Source organism: Phenylobacterium sp. (genome assembly GCF_036563285.1).
Taxonomy (GTDB): domain Bacteria; phylum Pseudomonadota; class Alphaproteobacteria; order Caulobacterales; family Caulobacteraceae; genus Phenylobacterium.
Window position 1 is genome coordinate 64,830 of record NZ_DATCMR010000006.1, and the last position, 16,386, is coordinate 81,215.

Here is a 16,386-nt window from a genome sequence, read left to right on the forward strand (position 1 = left end):
ATCCTCGCCCGAACAAGGCCTTGGATCAACCGCTGTTATGCACCGCCGCCCACCGCTCGCGTGTGACGATCATGTTCATGTGCGTCCCGTCGGCGTCGGCGTAGTCGTCGACGAAGCCCTCGCGCAGGTACACGTGGTGCGCCCGGTCGTTGATCGTCGCCACGCCCAGGGTGACCGCCTCGGCGGGTGTGGTCTCGAACACCCAGCGCAGCACGGCGCGCACGAGGCGCGTCCCGGTCCCGCGCTCCACCTCGCCGACCGCGATGCGCCGCAGCCGGATCGCCGGCTCGCGGAACTTCTGCAGGATCACGAAGCCCGCCAGCCCGTCCCCGTCGCGGAAGCCGAGATAGCGCGCGTCCGGCGAGGCGAGCTCGGCCTCGTGCTCCTCGCGTGTCCAGCTGCCGACGACCTGCTCGTAGCCGGGCGTGCGCTCGATGCGCATCACCTCCGGCAGGTCGTCCGCCGTGAGCGCAGCGAGCTCGGCGCCCACCTCAGTCGGCGCGCTGGCCGCCCGAGGCCGCGATCACGTCGCGCACCGCCTGGACGATGGCCTCGGGCCGCGTGTCCTGCACCCGGTGGGGGGCGCCGTCCACCACCCGGACCTGCGCCTGCGGGCCCAGCGAGGCGGCGGTCTCCTTCTGCAGCAGCTGCCAGCGCGCCTCCCGCGGCCCCTCGGCTGGCGCCAGCTGTGGATCGCGGGCCAGGATGATCGCCGGCGCCTGCACCGGCTTGCGTTCGGCGATCAGCAGGTCGGAGCTGACCGTCTCCATCGCCTCGTTCTCCCGCAGCATGGCCGAGGCGTACTCGCCGTCCTGCGCCACGCGGAACCAGTCGCGCAGGTGCTCGGGGAGGTCGGCGGGGATCGGCCGGATCAGGCAGGCGTCGGGGTCGGCGGGGCGCGCCTCGGCCGAGCACCGCTGCAGCTTGGCCCGTTCCTCCGTCACGCTCGACGGCCGCCCCGCGACCTCGCTCAGCCGCGCCATCTGGTGCTCGGTGGAGGGGTCCACCAGCACCAGGCCGGCGACCGCCTTCGGGTAGCGGTAGGCGAACAGGCGCGCGATGTAGCCGCCGTAGGAATGGCCGACGACGATGTAGGGGCCGGGCAGACGCGCGGCCTTGAGCAGCCCCGCCAGGTCCTCCGCCTCGGCGCCCGCGTCGCGGGGTCCGTCCGACGGCGTGCTGCGCCCGAAGTAGCCGGCGCGGTCGTAGACGCAGGCGTAGGCGGTCTTGGCGATCTCGGCCTGCACCGGCCGCCAGCTCCAGCCGGCGGAGCCCAGGCCGGACTCCATGATCACCACCGGGCCGCCCGAGCCCATGCAGTACATCTTGAGCATCCGCCCGTCCTCCAGGCGGAAGGCCTTGGCCTGGGTGGTGTAGCCGCGCCACCAGGCGGCCGACGCCTCGGGTCCGGTCTGGGCCTGCGCGCCCCCGGCGGAAAGCAAGAGCGCCGCCGCAGCCGCCGCCAGCACCGATCTCATGGAAACCCCTCCGCTCGCCGAACCCCCGCCACGCGATCACGAAGCAGGGGTCCTTGGCAAGGCGCGCGGCGCCGCGTTCGGGGCTAGGGCAGGCCGGCCTCACGCCCGGGCCGTAGCCGCAGCTTCGGGAACAGCATGCCGACGTTGCGCCGGTACTCCACGTAGCGGCCGCCGAAGTGGCCCACCAGGTCGCGCTCCTCCAGCCAGATGCCGATCAGGATGTAGCCGGTGGTGGCGACCGCGAAGAGCAGGTGGCCCAGGCTCATCTGCGGCGTCGCCCAGAAGGCGACGATGAAGCCCGCGTAGATCGGGTGCCGGATCCACTTGTAGAACAGCGGCGTGGTGAGCTGGAACTCGGGGTCGCCGCGGCCCAGCATCTTCGCGAAGCCCTGGCTCAGGCCGAACAGGTGGAAGTGGCTGATCAGGAAGGTGCTCACCAGCACCATGCCCCAGCCCGCCCAGGACACGGCCGTGAGCGCCAGCGCGGCGGCCGGGTCCTCGACCGTCCACACCGTCGCCAGCAGTGGGCGCCACTGCCAGAACAGCAGGGCGAGCGCCAGGCTGGCGGCCAGCACATAGGTGCTGCGCTCCACGGCCGGCGGCACGAGCCGCGTCCACGCCCGCTTGAACGCCGGGCGCGCCATCAGCGAGTGCTGCACGGCGAAGAGGCCCAGCAGCGCCACGTCGATCATCAGGGACGGCAGCAGCGGCCCCTCCGGCCCGGTGTCGATGGCCTTGGGCACGACCACGCCTTCGACGAAGCCGGCCGCGTAGAGGAAGGTCGCGAAGAAGAACAGGTAGACGACGGCGCTGTAGAGCGCCGCAGGAAGGCCTCTCATGGCCGCCTCCGTTGTTGGGGTTTGCGATGGGGACGCGGCGCTCAGTCGCCGCGGAAGATCAGTTGTTGGCCGTCAGCGGGTCGATGATCTGCGGAACCTCGATGATGCGGCCGACCGGCAGGCCGCAGAGCTCGGCGTGCCGGCGGATCGCGTCCTCGTCCTCGGCCAGGTAGATGCAGAAGGCCTTGTCGGCGCCGACGTAGCTGTGCTGCCACTGCACCGCGCCGCCCACCTGCTCGACGGCCCGGTTGGACGCCCGTGCGGCGCCACACAGCTCGACGATCGACATGCCGCCGATCCCGGCGATGTCGCGTTCGATCAGGTAGCGCTTCATGCGGCCCATCGGCGGCTCCTCTCGTGTAACGGCACTATCCGGGATGCCCGGGCTGTCCCCAAACTAAATGTTCTTGTGTGTGCTAAAGCCCAGCTTTAGCGTCCGGCGATGGTCGCGCCGTCCTACCTCCGCTCGATGCAGGCCGTGGAGCTGGCGGCCCGCACGGGGTCGCTGAAGGCGGCTGCGGACCTCCTGGCCATCACGCCTGCGGCGGTCGGCCAGCGGGTGAAGGCGCTGGAGGACTTCCTCGGCATAGAACTGTTCGTGCGCGGCCGCTCCGGACTGATCCCCACGCCCTCGCTGGCCGGAGCCCTGCCGCACCTGAAGCAGGCGTTCCGCGAGCTGGAGACCGCCGGCGCCCTTCTGGACCTGCAGCGCGGCCACGAACTCCACATCGCTGCGGAGGCGGACTTCGCCGACCTGTGGCTGAAGCCGCGGATCGGCGCCTTCAAGGGCGAGCACCCGAACATCGCGCTGTCGATCAACGGGGAGGGCGAGGCGGGCTTCCGACCCGCCCCGGCCGACTGCGAGATCAGCTTCGGCCCGCCCGGCGACGGCCGCGACCTGCTGTTCAGGGACTTCGTCCTGCCGGTCTCCTCGGCGGAGAACACGCGCCGGCTGGCGCACCTGCCGGAGCAAGACCGCATCGAGGGCTTCCCGCTGCTGCAGCTCGACTTCTACCGCAACGATCCCGCCGCGCCGGACTGGCGCGACTGGATCGAGCGGCAGGGGATCAATCGGACGGCCCCGGACCGCGGCATCCGCTTCCGTCGCATCGTGCCCGCCCTCGAGGCCGTGCTCGCCAACGCCGGCCTTGTGGTCTGTGGCGTGGCCCTGCTCAGCGAGCCGATGGACGACGGGCGCCTGTCGCTGCCGTTCCCGGTCTCCACCGGCAGCTGGACCGAGCACGCCTTCGTCGCCCGCTTCCGCGGCGAGGGGAGGCCGCACGTGCGGCGCTTCCGCGACTGGCTGCTCGCGGAGAGCCAGACGACCCGCGACTGGCTGGTGCGCTTCGCTGGGCCGTGAGACAGGCATGAGCCGCTCACCGGACGTGCCGATCAGGCGCTTCCGCTGGTCCTGGTCCGTGTGCGCCGCTATGTCTGGCTAGGGGAGATCTGAACCATGGCTGTCCGCCTCGGCCGACGCGACCTCCTGGGCCTCATCGCGGCAGCCGTGGCCGCGCCGTCGGCGCTGGCTCGACCGGCCAGGTACCCGGCCCCCGAGCGCGAGCTTATGGTCTCCGTACCGGGCGGCCGCGTGTATGTGCGGGTCAACGGGCCGCTGGGCGGGCCGCGGGCGCCGGTGGTCATGATCCACGGCGGGCCTGGCGGGACCCACGCCGGCTTCCTCGACGCCCTGGAGCTGGCGAACGAGCGCGCCGTCATCCTCTACGACCAGCTCGACAGCGGCCGTTCCGACCATCCGCTGGATCCAGCCAACTGGCGTGTCGAGCGCTTCGTCGACGAGCTCGAGGCGATCCGCGCCGCCCTGGGCGTTCCCCGCTGGCATGTCGCGGGGGCGAGTTGGGGTGGAACGGTGGCTCTGGAGTACGGGGCCCGCCGGCCCACGGCGCTCGCGGGCCTCGCGCTCCTCAGCCCGCTGGTCTCGACCCGTAGCTGGATCGCCGACGCCAATGCCCTGCGCGGCAAGCTCCCGGGAGAGGTTCAGGCGACGCTCACGCGCTGCGAAGCTTCAACCCCGCCTCCAAAGGCGCAATGCGACGCGGCGACGGAGCAATTCTACGCCCAGTTCCTGCGGCGCGAGCCGCTGCCCGAAGCGTTCAAGGCCTACCGGGACCCGCGCGACCGCGGCTTCAACGAGCGCCTGTACCTGACCATGTGGGGCCCGACGGAGTTCGCCGCGACCGGGACGCTGAAGGCCTATGACGGCGAGCCGCTGCTGGCGCGGCTGGACGGCCGGCGGACGCTGTTCATGGTCGGGCAGTACGACGAAGCCCGCCCCGTCACCGCGGTGGCCTTCTCCGAGCGCGTGCCGGGCGCAGAACTGGCCGTCGTCCCGGGCGCGGGCCACGCGGTGCTGGTGGACAGGCCGGACGAGGCCACGGCCCTGCTGCGCGCCTGGCTGGCGCGCCAGGACCGGCTGGGCTGACTAGGCGGTCCGCGCCGGCCGCTTCTTCAGCACCGCCGAGAACGACATCACCGGCTCCTCGCCGTTCCGGATCAGCCCGCGCACGAACACCATCGAGCGGCCGGCCTTCACCACCTCGCCCGTGCAGGTGACGAGCTCGCCCTCGTGCGCCGTGCCCACGAACTCGCCGTTGAAGGTGGCGGTCACCGAGTAGCCGCCCTTTATGTCGTCGCGGGCGATCACGAACAGGCAGAAGTCGGCGAAGGTCATGACGCAGCCGCCGTGCAGGAAGCCGCCGCCGTTCATGTGCTTGCGCTCGGCGCGGAAGGCGCAGACCGGCCGCCCGTCGTCGCCGATCTTGAAGTAGAACGGCCCCGCCAGGTCCTCGTACGGGTCGCCGCCCGGATAGTACGACCACCCGGCCCACTCGCCCTCGCTCACCGTCTGCAGGGTGGAGGTGTAGTTGTTCTCTTCCTCGCCGCCGTCCATGTTCCCAATCTGTTCCTGCTCGACTAAGCTGCCGGCGAAAAAGCACGGGGGGCCAGGATGGGGAAGGGGTTGCTGGAAGCGCTGGGGCTGAGCCGCCGCGCTCCCCGGCCGGAAGAATTCCGCGACCGGGTCCTGAACGAGGTTCGCAAGCTACGGCCCGCGGCCGCCATCAGCGAGGTTGACGGACTCGACTTCACCATCCAATGGCCTGACCGAGCGAGCCCCACGGAGTACACGCTCGCGGATCACTACGCGGATTGCCTGGCCCGACCACGCGACACCGATGGTGTGGTCCGTCATGCCGCGTCGATCATCAACATTTCAGCTGATCCTCCGCGCGAGGAGTGGCTGGCTGTGGTCGTACGGGCGGATGGGCACAATCCGAACGACACGACGGACAATCCCTTCCTGAAGCAACCGGTCGTTCGGGGTGTGAACGCCGTGGTCGTCGTGGACACCCCCCATGGCTACCAGTTCCTCTCGGCTGAGGCTCTCAGGGAAGAACTCGGCCTTACCGATGACGACCTGTGGCGGCGCGCGTTCGAGAACACGCGCGATCTAATGGATTTGGCGAATGTCCCCCTGCCAACGGGCAAGTCTACGCAGGTCCTGCGCGCCGACGGCTTGATGGCGAGCCTTGTCGTGTTCGACGAGTTCTGGGACGCCGAACCGCGACGCGCCGCAGGGCCGGAAGTGGTGGCCTTGATGGGTTCCAACCGGTTGGTAGCTGCGCCGCTTTCGGAGAAAGCCGCAGTGCATGCCATGCGCCGTGAGATCGCCCGTCTCCCGCGGAACCGCGAGTGGATCACCTCGGATCTTATCGTCAGGCGCGATGGGCGCTGGGACGTCCTGAGCTGACAGGGCCGGAAGGGTTTGCCCCGCCGGAATTCAAACATTAGTTTGCCGGCCGCTCTTCCGACCCTCGAGGCCCCTATGCGACGCGCCGCCATCGTCTCCCCCATCCGCACCGCCGTTGGCAAGTACCTGGGGTCGCTCTCCGACCTGCAGGCGGGCGAGCTTGGCGCTGTGGTGCTGAAAGCGCTGGTCGAGCGCAGCGGGATCGAACCCGAGAAGATCGACGACGTGATCTTCGCCCAGGGCTACGCCTCGGGCGAGGCGCCCTGCATCGCACGCTGGTCGGCGCTCGCCGCCGGCCTGCCGATCGAGGTGCCCGGCTACCAGCTCGACCGCCGCTGCGGCTCCGGCCTGCAGGCGATCGTCGACGCGGCCATGATGGTCCAGACCGGCGTCGCCGACGTCGTCGTGGCGGGCGGCGTGGAGAGCATGTCGAACGTCGAGTACTACACCACCGACATGCGCAAGGGCGCGCGGGCCGGCTCGGTGACGATGCACGACCGCCTGGCCCGCGGGCGGGTGATGAGCCAGCCGATCGAGCGCTTCGGGGTCATCTCCGGCATGATCGAGACCGCCGACAACCTGGCGCGCGACTACCAGATCAGCCGCGACGCCTCCGACGAATACGCGGCCATGAGCCACCAGCGCGCCGCCAAGGCCTGGGCCGACGGCAAGTTCGACGACGAGGTCGTGCCGGTCGCGGTGCCGCAGAAGAAGGGCGATCCGATCGTCTTCGCCAAGGACGAGGGCGTCCGCGCCGACGCGACGGCCGAGAGCCTGTCGAAGCTGAAGCCGATCGAGAAGGACGGCGTCGTCACCGCCGGCAACGCCAGCCAGCAGAACGACGCCGCCGCCGCCTGCCTGGTGGTGGCGGAGGACAAGCTCGCCGAGCTCGACCTGGAGCCCATGGGCTACTTCGTGAGCTGGGCGGCGGCCGGCTGCGATCCCTCGCGCATGGGCATCGGCCCGGTGCCGGCGGTGAAGCGGCTCTTCGAGCGCACCGGCCTGACCTGGGACGACATCGACCTCGTGGAGCTGAACGAGGCCTTCGCGCCCCAGGTGCTGGCGGTGCTGAAAGGCTGGGGCTGGGACGACCGCGACCGGCTGAACGTCAACGGCTCCGGCATTTCGCTCGGCCATCCCATCGGCGCGACCGGCGGGCGGATCCTCGCCAACCTGCTGCGCGAGCTGAAGCGCCGGGACGGCAAGTACGGGCTTGAGACCATGTGCATCGGCGGCGGGCAGGGCATCGCCGCGGTCTTCGAGCGCGCCTGAACATGTTCGTCGCGGTGCTCAGCGTACTGGCCCTCCAGGCCGCACCGCCGACATTGGCCCAGCCCGCCGGGCCGAGCTCCCAGGTCACGCCGTCCGGCGCCATCCAGGTGGTGGTCGGCGACCGCGTCACCGTCCGACTGCCGGCGGACGGCAAGCCTCAGCAGGTGTCCGTGGAGCCGGCGGCTGCGGGCGCCGCCCAGCCGCCCAGGCCCGGGGCCGGCAAGTTCGACGACACCCGCCACGGAACCGTCGTGATCACCTTGCAGAAGGTGGGCGACGGCGACCTGATGATGAAGGTGGAGAGCGGCATCGACCAGGCGTTCGACTACCGCGCCGTGCTCGTCCACGAGGTCTCGGCCGGCCGCTGGACGGGCGAGCCCACGAGCGTCTGCACCGTCCTGCCGCTGCTCTCCAGCTACGAGCACTGGCCGAAGCGGCCGCAGGCGAGGGGGATCATCCTCAGCGACTTTGCGCTGCGCAACACCAACGGCGTCGTCTGCCCTGCGCCGTCGAAAGCCTCGAAGTGAGCGTCCCCATGCTGTCCGCCGCCCTTGCCCTGCTCCTCGCCGCCCAGGCCCCTACGCCCCAGGCCGGCGAGGTGAAGACGCCGCCGAAGGCAAAGTCGCCCAACGCCGCGCCCGCCGCCGAAGCCGCCGCCAAGCAGCTGACCTTCGAGCCGAAGACCAAGGTCGACGGCGAGACCCTGCAGGTGATCCTGGGCCAGCGCGCCGTCTTCGGCGTCAACGGCAAGGGCATGCCGGTGATCGAGAAGGTGGAGGAGGGCCAGCTCGCCGCCGCCCACGCTGAGGGCAAGGCCAAGGAGGCCTTCGAGAAGCCGGCCAGCGGCCTCGTCGCCGCCGCCCTCGACGGCTCGGCCGAGAAGCGCGCCACCTTCCTGAAGGTGTGGAACGGCACCGGCGACACGATCGAGTACCGCGCCATCGCGCTCGTCCTGCGCCAGAACAAGCTCACGCCCATGCCGGTGGCGAGCTGCCCCGTCGCGCCCGGCGCGGTGCGCACCGAAAGCTGGCCGGCCCCGATTGTCGCCGTGGGCCTGGCGCGGTTTAAGACGGCCTCGAAAGAGGCGCTGGCGCGGCCAGGCTGCAAGTAGGAGAGGGGACCGCCATGCCGCTCGACATGGACATCCGCGAACAGCTGATCGAGACGGTCCGCCGCTTCGTCGCCGAACGCCTGCGCCCGCTCGAGGCCCAGGTCTCCGAGCAGGACGCCGTGCCCGACGACGTCACCGAGGAGATGAAGCAGCTCGGCCTCTACGGCCTCTCCATTCCCGAGCAGTACGGCGGCCTCGACCTTTCCATGGAGGACGAGTGCCTGGTGGCCGTCGAGCTCGGCCGCACCAGCCCGGCTTTCCGCTCGGCCTTCGGCACCAACGTCGGCATCGGCTCCCAGGGCCTGGTGATGTTCGGCACGGACGAGCAGAAGCAGAAGTACCTGCCCGGCATCGCGTCCGGAGAGATCATCACCTCCTTCGCGCTCACCGAGCCGGAGGCCGGAAGCGACAGCGCCAACGTCCAGACCCGCGCCATCAAGGACGGCGACCATTACGTCCTCAACGGCGCCAAGCGCTTCATCACCAACGCCAACAAGGCCCACCTCTTCACGGTGATGGCTCGCACCGACCCGGAGAAGGCCGGCGGCGGCGGCGTCTCGGCCTTCCTGGTGGAGCGCGACCTGCCGGGCCTCTCGGTGGGCAAGCCCGAGAAGAAGATGGGCCAGCAAGGCGCCCACATCTGCGACGTGATCTTCGACAACGTCCGGGTCCCGGCGGAGAACCGGCTCGGCCGCGAGGGCGAGGGCTTCAAGGTGGCGATGCAGGTGCTCGACCGCGGCCGGCTGCACATCTCGGCCGTCTGCGTCGGCGTCGCCGAGCGGCTGATCAAGGACTGCGTGGAGTACGCCTCCGAGCGCAGGCAGTTCGGCCAGCCGATCTCCAATTTCCAGCTGATCCAGGGGATGATCGCCGACTCCAAGACCGAGGCGCTCGCCGCCCGGGCCCTGACCATGGAAACCGCCCGCAAGCGCGACGCCGGCCAGTCCGTCACCATGGAGGCCGCCGCGGCCAAGTACTTCGCATCCGAGATGGTCGGCCGCGTCGCCGACCGCGCCGTGCAGATCTTCGGCGGCGCCGGCTACGTCGCCGACCACGGCATCGAGCGCCTCTACCGCGATGTGCGCATCTTCCGCATCTACGAGGGCACCAGCCAGATCCAGCAGGTGGTCATCGCCCGCGAGACCCTGAAGCGGGGCGGCTAGATGAGCGAGAAGGTCGAGGCCGCGATCTTCGACCTCCTGGCCAAGGTCGCGCCGGGCAAGTCCGTCTCGCCGGAGGAGGTCGCCCGCGCGGCAGATCCCGAAGGCTGGCGCCGCATCCTGGGACATGTCCGCGCCACCGCGGTAGGCTTGGCCCGCCAGGGCCGGCTGGTGATCCTGCGCCACAACAAGCCGGCCGATCCGGACGACTTCAAAGGGGTCTGGCGCATGCGCCTGCCCACCGCCGAGGGAGACGAGACATGACGATCACGATCTGGGGCTCCACGCTCTCGCCGTTCGTGCGCAAGACGGTGGTGTTCGCCATCGAGAAGGGCATCGACTTCGAGCTCACGCCGGCCTTCGGCGCCTCGGCCCCGCCGGAGTTCCACCAGGCCAGCCCCTTCGGCAAGATCCCGGCGATGAAGGACGGCGACTTCCTGCTGTCGGACTCCACCGCCATCATCGCCTACCTCGAGGCGATCCATCCCGAGCCGAACCTGGTCCCGCGCGATCCCAAGGCCCATGCCCGCGCGATCTGGTTCGAGGAGTTCGGCGACACCATCGTCGGCGCCTGCGGCGGCAAGATCTTCTTCAACCGCTTCGTGGCCCCGCGCGTCATGGGCCGTGAGGGCGACCTCGCCGCCGCCGACGAAGCCCAGAGGACCGAGTTCCCGCGCATCGCCGACTACCTGGAGAAGGTCGTCCCGGCCTCCGGCTACCTGGTGGAGGACCGCTTCACCCTGGCCGACATCGCCGTCTGCAGCCCGTTCGCCACCATGGCCCACGTGGACTGCACGGTGAACCCGACCACCCACCCCAAGGCCTTCGGCTACATCGAGGCGATCACCGCGCGGCCGTCGTTCGCGAAGCTGCTGGAACAGGAACGGGCGTTCGTGAAGCCGCGTGAGCCTGCCTGATCTCCTTGCCGAAATCGCGGCCTGCCGCGCCTGCGCCGCCGACCTGCCGCATGAGCCCAGGCCGGTGGTGCGGGTCAGGCGCGAGACCCGGCTGCTGATCTGCGGCCAGGCGCCGGGCCGCCGCGTGCACGAGAGCGGCCTGCCGTTCGGCGACCCGTCCGGCGACCGGCTGCGGGGCTGGCTGGGCGTCGACCGCGACACCTTCTACGGGCATCCGGCGCTCGGCACGGCCGCCATGGCCTTCTGCTTCCCCGGCACCGACCCGAAGGGCGGCGACTACCCCCCGCCGCGCCGCTGCGCCGAGCTCTGGCGCGAGCGCCTGCTCGCCGAGCTGCCCAATGTCGAGCTGACCCTGCTGGTGGGCTCCCACGCTCAGGCCTGGGCGCTCGGCCGCAAGGCGATGACCGCCACCGTGCGCGACTGGCGCGCCCACCTGCCGCGCTACCTCACCCTGCCGCACCCGTCCTGGCGCAACACCGGCTGGCTGAAGCGAAACCCCTGGTTTGACGAGGAGGTTGTTCCCTATCTCCAAGGCCGGGTCCGCCAGCTGCTTTCGCCATGACGCGCCTCCTCGCCCTACTCCTCTGCGCCCTCCTGCTCGCCGGCTGCGGACACATGCAGGTGCAGCAGCCCGGCCAGCCGCCCGCCGGCTTCCCGGGCCCCAGGCTCGCGGCGGACCACGTGGTCAGCTTCGACGGCGCGCGGCTGGGCCTCAGCAAATGGGAGGCGCAGGGGGAGCCCTGGGCGGTGATCGTCGCCCTCCACGGCATGAACGACTACGCCAACGCCTTCCACCTGGCCGCGCCGACCTGGGCCAGCCAGGGGGTGACCACCTACGCCTACGACCAGCGCGGCTTCGGCCGCTCGCCGGGCCGCGGCATCTGGGCCGGCGACGAGCTCCTAATGGAGGACCTGCGCACGGTCACCGCGCTCGTCCACAAGCAGCATCCGCACGCCTGGATCGTCGTCGCCGGCGAGAGCATGGGCGGCGCCGTGGCGGCCCAGGCCTTCGCCTCCGAGCGGCCGCCGAGCGCCCACCGGCTGGTGCTGCTGGCGCCCGCCGTCTGGGGCTGGGAGGACCAGCCGCTGCCCTACCGCACCGCGCTGTGGTTCGCCGCCAACTTCACCCCCGGCAAGGTCTACGAGCCGCCCAGCTGGCTGACGCGGCGGATCATGCCCAGCGACAACCGCGAGGAGCTGCTGGCCATGGGCCGCGACCGGCTGATGATCTTCGGCGCGCGCTCCGACACCATCTACGGCCTGGTCTGGACCATGGCCCGCGGCCACGAGGCGATCGGCCGGGCGAATGTGCCGACGCTCTACCTCTACGGCGCCAACGACCAGATCATCCCGAAGAACGCCGCCTTCCGCGCCGCTGCCCAGCTCAAGCCCACCGACCGCTCCGCCTACTACGCCAAGGGCTACCACCTGCTCACCCGCGACAGGCAGCGCGCCGTGGTGATGGCCGACGTCCTGGCCTTCATCCGCGACCCCAAGGCGCCGCTGCCGTCCGGCGCCCCGCCCATCCCCACGGCGCCCAGGCCGCCCGCAACCCGGCAGGCGGCCGCGGGGTTGTGACATCGCCCCCGGAGGCGTAGAGCGTGCGCAATTCCCTCCTTCAGGAAACGAAGTCCCCGGCATGAGCTTGTTCGATTCCCCGGCTTTCGAGGGCCATGAAGCCGTCCACGCGTTCACGGACGAAAAATCCGGCCTCAAGACCATCATCGCGGTGCACTCCACCGCCCGGGGACCCGCCGCCGGCGGTTGCCGCATGTGGCCCTACGCCAGCGCCGACCTGGCCCTCGACGATGCGCTGCGCCTCTCGCGCGCCATGTCCTACAAGAACGCCATGGCCGACCTGGAGCTGGGCGGCGGCAAGGCCGTGATCATCGGCGACAGCCGCACCCAGAAGACCCCGGCCCTGTTCGAGGCCTTCGGCCGCGCGGTCGACGCGGTCTGCGGCAAGTACTGGACCGCCGAGGACGTCGGCGTCTCCCCCGCCGACCTCACCCATGCCCGCAGGCACACCCGCTACGTGGCCGGCCTCGAGGGCCACGCCGCCGCCTCCGGCGACCCCTCGCCGGTGACCGCCGAGGGCGTGTTCCGCGGCATCGAGCTGTGCGTGAAGCGCGCGCTGAACCGCGACCTCTCCGGCGTCACCGTCGCCATCCAGGGCGTTGGCCACGTGGGCGGCTTCCTCGCCGACAAGCTGCATGCGGCCGGCGCGAAGCTGATCCTCACCGACGTCAACGAGGAGGTCCTGCGCCAGGTCGCCCAGCGCACCGGCGCCAAGGTCGTCTCCCCCGGCGCCATCTTCGACGCGCCCGCCGAGGTCTTCGCCCCCTGCGCCCTGGGCGGCGCGGTCAATTCCGAGACCCTGGTGCGGCTGCAGGCCCGGGTCATCGCCGGCGGCGCCAACAACCAGCTCGCCGATGCCGAGGTGGGCCGCGAGGTGTTCCGCCGCGGCGTGCTCTACGCCCCCGACTACGTGATCAACGGCGGCGGCATCATCAACGTCGCCGGCGAGATCCGCGCGCTGGACGCAGGCGAGGCCTTCGACCCCGCCTGGGTCGAGACCAAGCTCTCCCGCCTCATCGAGACGCTGGGCGAAGTCCTCGACCGCTCCCGCCAGGAAAACCGCCCCACCCACGAAGTCGCCAACGAGATCGCCCGCGCGCGGATCACCGGCGCCGCCGAGAAGAAGGCCGCGGCCTAGTTTCCCTCCCCTCTGGGGAGGGACAGCCCGCCTCAGGCGGGCCGGGTGAGGAAGTCGCGTTCAAGCGCCGACTCGCCGTCCTGGCCCCCACCTCCTCACCCTGGCCGCTGCGCGGCCCTCCCTCCCCAGAGGGGAGGGAAAAAGCCTACGCCGGCTCCGCCTGCTTCAGCTCCTGCAGGTTCCGCTCCAGCTCCCGCTGGTCCACCTGGGCCTGGTCCATCCACATGACCTCCCAGACGTGGCCGTCGAGGTCCTGGAAGCTCACGCCGTACATGAACCCGTAGTCCTGCGCCGGCATCCACGGCTTGCCGCCGGCGGCCAGCGCCTTCTCCAGGTAGCCGTCCACCTCCTCGCGGCTGTTCGCCGACAGGCAGATCAGCTTGCTGACGCCGGCGCCCGCCTCGGCGATGTCGCCCTTGATGAAGCCCTTGAACTTCTCGTGCGTCAGCAGCATCGCGAAGATGTTCTCCTCGATGACGATCGAGGCCGCCGTCTCGTCGGTGAACTGGTTGTTGATGGGGAACCCCAGCGAGGTGAAGAAGCGCTTCGACGCTTCCAGGTCCTTCACCGGCAGGTTCACGAAGATCATCCGCATCGCGCTCTCCTTTGCGAGTTGCGCCCCAAGGACGTGGGCGCAGCGCCCGTCCCGACACGCCGCCTGCCGAAATCTATCCGCCCTTCCGCTCACCCCGCCAACCCTGCGTCGGGCAGGGGAGTCATTTCAGCTTCGCCCGCGGGCTTTTTGGTGGGAAAACAGCGGCTAACGAGGCGCGGCCGCCCGCGCGTCCCCTGCGCGTAAGGTCCACATGCCCGCTCCCGAGTACGCCATCGACGCGGTCCAGGCCCCCCTGAACCCCAAGCTCGACGTCTGGCACACGGCCGCCGCCCCGCCGCTCACCATCACCTATTCCTTCGAGTCCCAGCAGTCCTCCGAGTTCGTGAAGACCTACACCGGCTGGACCCCCTGGACCGACGCCGAGAAGGCCGCCGTGCGCCGCGCGCTCGACGAGTACGAGTCCGTCATCAACGTCCGCTACGTCGAGGTGGCGGCCGGCGCCGATCCGGACATCGCCTTCGGCCGCGTCTCGACCCCCAGCGTCGCCGAGACCTGGTGGAAGCTGTCCTGGGGCATGGACGCGGCCGGGAACGTCGCCTTCAAGAACTGGGACGCCGGCTCCGTCTTCGACACCGGCCGCGACCTGACCATCTCGCCGTGGCTGATCCTGCACGAGATCGGCCACGCCATGATGATGAAGCACACCGGGAACTACGACACGACCGGGGCTACGCCCGCCCTCCCGTATCTCCCGGAGGCCGAGGACAACCGCAACTACACGGTGATGTCCTACGTGGTGACGGACAACCAGGCCGTGGCCGGCCAGCTGCAGCTCTACGACATCGCCGCCCTGCAGGCCCGCTGGGGCGCCAACACCGCCACGGCCGCCGGCGACAGCGTCTACACCTTCGCCGACGACCCCGGCATCTTCGCCATCTGGGACACCGGCGGCACGGACCGCATCGACGCCGGCGCCGAGACCGCCGCGGCCGACATCGACCTCACCGAGGGCGGCTTCTCCCTGCTCGCCGGCCAGACCCGCATGTCGGTGGCCTGGGGCGCGGCGATCGAGGACGCCACCGGCGGCGCCGGCGCCGACCGGCTGCGCGGCAACGGCCTCGCCAACCGCCTGGCCGGCGGGGCGGGCGGCGACACCGTCGAGGGCGGCGCGGGCCTCGACTTCCTGCGCGGCGAGGCGGGCGACGACCTCATCTACGGCGGCGCCGACTTCGACGACATCCACGGCAACATGGGCGCCGACACCGAGTACGGCGGCCTGGGCGACGACTGGGTGGTGGGCGGCCAGCACGACGACCTGCTGTTCGGCGACGAGGGCGACGACCTGCTGCTCGGCAACCTGGGCGCCGACACCCTGGAGGGCGGCACGGGCGCCGACATCGTCCGCGGCGGCCAGCACGACGACCTCGTCCGCGGCGGCGACGGCGCCGACTTCATCTCCGGCGACCGCGGCGACGACACGCTCACCGGCGGCGCCGGCGCCGACCGCTTCCACGTCTTCGACGGCTCGGGCGTCGACCGCGTCACCGACTTCAGCGTCAGCCAGGGCGACCGCGTCCAGCTCCTCCAAGGCGCCGTCTGGGACGTCCAGCAACAGGGCGCCGACACCGTGGTGATCGCCGGCGAGGGCCGGCTGGTGCTGGTGGGCGTGCAGATGTCGAGCCTCGCCCCGGGCTGGATCGTCACTTAGGACGACCCCTGCCGCCGCGCCCGCCACGCCTCGCGGGTCAGCCGCCACGTCACCCGCATCGCCTCGCCGCCGACGTAGGCATGCGGCGAACGGTCGACGATCACCGCGCCCTGCTTCTCCTTGATGCGGTGCGAGCCCGCGTTTCCCTCGGCGTTGTTCAGGTAGAGCTCCGTCCAGCCCAGGGTTTCGAAGGCGTACTCCGTCACCCGCTCGGCCGCCTCGGTCATCAGCCCGCGACCCCAGTACTCTGGGTCCAGCCAGAAGCCGCGGTTGTCCCGCGTCTCGCCGTCGTAGGGCCACAGGTCGATCAGCCCCAGGCAGTCGTCCTGCGCGCCCTTCAGCGTGATCGCCCAGTGCGACTTCGCCCCCTTCGCCTCTTCGTCCAGGCAGCGGCGCAGGTGCTCTTCCGCCCCGTCGTCGGGATAGGGCCAGGGCACGGTGGCGTGCAGCCAGCGCACCACGTCCCACTGGGCGAAGCGCCGCTGGATCGCCGGCGCGTCGGCCATGCGCACCGGCCTGAGGATCAAGCGCTCGGTCTCGAGCACCGGCGTGGGGGGCAGGGGAGGAGGGCTCATGGGAAGGTCTCCGGAAAAAGGGCCGGAGGCCGGACGCCTGAACGTCAGTTCGTCAGCCCGGCCTGGCGGCGGGGCTGAGAGGGAAGAGGGCTAGACCACGACCGGCCGCACGCCCCCGTCCCCCCACCCCGAAAGGATGGAGGCCCCGGTACCGCACGGATTGGACGAAGGCGTCGCCATGGCTCCGGGTGTAGCAGCTTGGCCTTGGGGAGGCGAGGCCGCTTCTGACTCTTAGCGGACGTTGGGGAGGTCTGCTTGCCGCCACGCACCGGCTGGCGCCGAGCA

Annotated in this window: 20 protein-coding genes; 13 read left to right on the top strand and 7 right to left on the bottom strand. The window is 70.9% G+C overall.

The window, feature by feature from the left end:
* Positions 1-25: 25 nt before the first annotated feature.
* From VIL76_RS05065 to VIL76_RS05080, 4 genes are all read right to left on the bottom strand, one after another.
* A complete protein-coding gene (locus tag VIL76_RS05065; protein WP_332043909.1) occupies positions 26-490 on the bottom strand; it encodes a GNAT family N-acetyltransferase in 465 nt (154 codons plus the stop codon).
* Between the two features lies 1 nt (position 491).
* A complete protein-coding gene (locus tag VIL76_RS05070) occupies positions 492-1,478 on the bottom strand; it encodes an alpha/beta hydrolase (protein ID WP_332043910.1) in 987 nt (328 codons plus the stop codon).
* A gap of 83 nt (positions 1,479-1,561) precedes the next feature.
* Positions 1,562-2,317 (bottom strand): methanethiol S-methyltransferase, encoded by a 756-nt coding sequence (mddA, locus tag VIL76_RS05075; protein ID WP_332043911.1) that lies wholly within the window; start codon positions 2,315-2,317, stop codon positions 1,562-1,564.
* Between the two features lie 58 nt (positions 2,318-2,375).
* A complete protein-coding gene (locus tag VIL76_RS05080) occupies positions 2,376-2,660 on the bottom strand; it encodes a DUF4242 domain-containing protein (protein WP_332043912.1) in 285 nt (94 codons plus the stop codon).
* A gap of 99 nt (positions 2,661-2,759) precedes the next feature.
* Here VIL76_RS05080 and VIL76_RS05085 point away from each other — a divergent pair, with 99 nt between their 5' ends.
* Positions 2,760-3,677: a LysR family transcriptional regulator gene (locus VIL76_RS05085; RefSeq protein WP_332043913.1), complete on the top strand. Its 918-nt coding sequence runs from the start codon at positions 2,760-2,762 to the stop codon at positions 3,675-3,677.
* A 96-nt stretch (positions 3,678-3,773) separates the two neighbouring features.
* Entirely contained in the window at positions 3,774-4,760 is a 987-nt protein-coding gene (locus VIL76_RS05090; protein ID WP_332043914.1) for a proline iminopeptidase-family hydrolase, read from the top strand.
* On the opposite strand, the gene VIL76_RS05095 is transcribed toward VIL76_RS05090, so the two are convergent.
* Positions 4,761-5,228, bottom strand: coding sequence for a PaaI family thioesterase (locus VIL76_RS05095; RefSeq protein WP_332043915.1), 468 nt, complete (start codon positions 5,226-5,228; stop codon positions 4,761-4,763). It lies immediately after the preceding gene.
* A gap of 69 nt (positions 5,229-5,297) precedes the next feature.
* Between VIL76_RS05095 and VIL76_RS05100 the strand changes: the two genes are divergently transcribed.
* The 10 genes from VIL76_RS05100 to VIL76_RS05145 all read left to right on the top strand — a co-directional run bounded on the left by VIL76_RS05100 (position 5,298) and on the right by VIL76_RS05145 (position 13,262).
* Positions 5,298-6,086: a hypothetical protein gene (locus VIL76_RS05100; protein WP_332043916.1), complete on the top strand. Its 789-nt coding sequence runs from the start codon at positions 5,298-5,300 to the stop codon at positions 6,084-6,086.
* 75 nt (positions 6,087-6,161) lie between these two features.
* Positions 6,162-7,358 (top strand): acetyl-CoA C-acetyltransferase, encoded by a 1,197-nt coding sequence (locus tag VIL76_RS05105; protein ID WP_332043917.1) that lies wholly within the window; start codon positions 6,162-6,164, stop codon positions 7,356-7,358.
* Between the two features lie 2 nt (positions 7,359-7,360).
* Positions 7,361-7,885: a hypothetical protein gene (locus VIL76_RS05110; RefSeq protein WP_332043918.1), complete on the top strand. Its 525-nt coding sequence runs from the start codon at positions 7,361-7,363 to the stop codon at positions 7,883-7,885.
* An 8-nt stretch (positions 7,886-7,893) separates the two neighbouring features.
* Entirely contained in the window at positions 7,894-8,469 is a 576-nt protein-coding gene (locus tag VIL76_RS05115; RefSeq protein WP_332043919.1) for a hypothetical protein, read from the top strand.
* A 14-nt stretch (positions 8,470-8,483) separates the two neighbouring features.
* Positions 8,484-9,632, top strand: a complete 1,149-nt coding sequence (locus tag VIL76_RS05120; RefSeq protein ID WP_332043920.1) for an acyl-CoA dehydrogenase family protein — start codon at positions 8,484-8,486, stop codon at positions 9,630-9,632.
* Positions 9,633-9,893 (top strand): DUF3253 domain-containing protein, encoded by a 261-nt coding sequence (locus VIL76_RS05125; RefSeq protein WP_332043921.1) that lies wholly within the window; start codon positions 9,633-9,635, stop codon positions 9,891-9,893.
* Positions 9,890-10,546, top strand: a complete 657-nt coding sequence (locus tag VIL76_RS05130) for a glutathione S-transferase family protein (protein WP_332043922.1) — start codon at positions 9,890-9,892, stop codon at positions 10,544-10,546. The genes VIL76_RS05125 and VIL76_RS05130 overlap by 4 nt, the downstream gene beginning before the upstream one ends.
* The gene (locus tag VIL76_RS05135) at positions 10,533-11,108 is read left to right on the top strand and encodes a uracil-DNA glycosylase family protein (RefSeq protein ID WP_332043923.1); all 576 of its coding nucleotides are present in this window, start codon (positions 10,533-10,535) and stop codon (positions 11,106-11,108) included. The genes VIL76_RS05130 and VIL76_RS05135 overlap by 14 nt, the downstream gene beginning before the upstream one ends.
* Positions 11,105-12,124: an alpha/beta fold hydrolase gene (locus VIL76_RS05140; RefSeq protein WP_332043924.1), complete on the top strand. Its 1,020-nt coding sequence runs from the start codon at positions 11,105-11,107 to the stop codon at positions 12,122-12,124. The genes VIL76_RS05135 and VIL76_RS05140 overlap by 4 nt, the downstream gene beginning before the upstream one ends.
* Positions 12,125-12,185: 61 nt before the next feature.
* Complete coding sequence (locus VIL76_RS05145) at positions 12,186-13,262, top strand: Glu/Leu/Phe/Val dehydrogenase dimerization domain-containing protein (protein WP_332043925.1); 1,077 nt, start codon at positions 12,186-12,188, stop codon at positions 13,260-13,262.
* 145 nt (positions 13,263-13,407) lie between these two features.
* Here VIL76_RS05145 and VIL76_RS05150 read toward each other — a convergent pair whose 3' ends face one another.
* The gene (locus VIL76_RS05150) at positions 13,408-13,857 is read right to left on the bottom strand and encodes a VOC family protein (RefSeq protein WP_332043926.1); all 450 of its coding nucleotides are present in this window, start codon (positions 13,855-13,857) and stop codon (positions 13,408-13,410) included.
* Between the two features lie 211 nt (positions 13,858-14,068).
* Here VIL76_RS05150 and VIL76_RS05155 point away from each other — a divergent pair, with 211 nt between their 5' ends.
* A complete protein-coding gene (locus tag VIL76_RS05155) occupies positions 14,069-15,526 on the top strand; it encodes a M10 family metallopeptidase C-terminal domain-containing protein (protein ID WP_332043927.1) in 1,458 nt (485 codons plus the stop codon).
* Here VIL76_RS05155 and VIL76_RS05160 read toward each other — a convergent pair.
* A complete protein-coding gene (locus tag VIL76_RS05160) occupies positions 15,523-16,101 on the bottom strand; it encodes a GNAT family N-acetyltransferase (protein ID WP_332043928.1) in 579 nt (192 codons plus the stop codon). The genes VIL76_RS05155 and VIL76_RS05160 overlap by 4 nt on opposite strands.
* Positions 16,102-16,386 lie beyond the last annotated feature (285 nt).

Bases quoted from the DNA above. Each gene is read 5' to 3' on its own strand.
- VIL76_RS05080 (WP_332043912.1), bottom strand. From the start codon at position 2,660: ATGGGCCGCATGAAGCGCTACCTGATCGAACGCGACATCGCCGGGATC.
- VIL76_RS05070 (WP_332043910.1), bottom strand. From the start codon at position 1,478: ATGAGATCGGTGCTGGCGGCGGCTGCGGCGGCGCTCTTGCTTTCCGCC.
- VIL76_RS05160 (WP_332043928.1), bottom strand. From the start codon at position 16,101: ATGAGCCCTCCTCCCCTGCCCCCCACGCCGGTGCTCGAGACCGAGCGC.
- VIL76_RS05140 (WP_332043924.1), top strand. From the start codon at position 11,105: ATGACGCGCCTCCTCGCCCTACTCCTCTGCGCCCTCCTGCTCGCCGGC.
- VIL76_RS05120 (WP_332043920.1), top strand. From the start codon at position 8,484: ATGCCGCTCGACATGGACATCCGCGAACAGCTGATCGAGACGGTCCGC.
- VIL76_RS05155 (WP_332043927.1), top strand. From the start codon at position 14,069: ATGCCCGCTCCCGAGTACGCCATCGACGCGGTCCAGGCCCCCCTGAAC.
- VIL76_RS05125 (WP_332043921.1), top strand. From the start codon at position 9,633: ATGAGCGAGAAGGTCGAGGCCGCGATCTTCGACCTCCTGGCCAAGGTC.
- VIL76_RS05085 (WP_332043913.1), top strand. From the start codon at position 2,760: ATGGTCGCGCCGTCCTACCTCCGCTCGATGCAGGCCGTGGAGCTGGCG.
- VIL76_RS05145 (WP_332043925.1), top strand. From the start codon at position 12,186: ATGAGCTTGTTCGATTCCCCGGCTTTCGAGGGCCATGAAGCCGTCCAC.
- VIL76_RS05115 (WP_332043919.1), top strand. From the start codon at position 7,894: ATGCTGTCCGCCGCCCTTGCCCTGCTCCTCGCCGCCCAGGCCCCTACG.
- VIL76_RS05095 (WP_332043915.1), bottom strand. From the start codon at position 5,228: ATGGACGGCGGCGAGGAAGAGAACAACTACACCTCCACCCTGCAGACG.
- VIL76_RS05150 (WP_332043926.1), bottom strand. From the start codon at position 13,857: ATGCGGATGATCTTCGTGAACCTGCCGGTGAAGGACCTGGAAGCGTCG.
- VIL76_RS05130 (WP_332043922.1), top strand. From the start codon at position 9,890: ATGACGATCACGATCTGGGGCTCCACGCTCTCGCCGTTCGTGCGCAAG.
- mddA (WP_332043911.1), bottom strand. From the start codon at position 2,317: ATGAGAGGCCTTCCTGCGGCGCTCTACAGCGCCGTCGTCTACCTGTTC.
- VIL76_RS05110 (WP_332043918.1), top strand. From the start codon at position 7,361: ATGTTCGTCGCGGTGCTCAGCGTACTGGCCCTCCAGGCCGCACCGCCG.
- VIL76_RS05090 (WP_332043914.1), top strand. From the start codon at position 3,774: ATGGCTGTCCGCCTCGGCCGACGCGACCTCCTGGGCCTCATCGCGGCA.
- VIL76_RS05105 (WP_332043917.1), top strand. From the start codon at position 6,162: ATGCGACGCGCCGCCATCGTCTCCCCCATCCGCACCGCCGTTGGCAAG.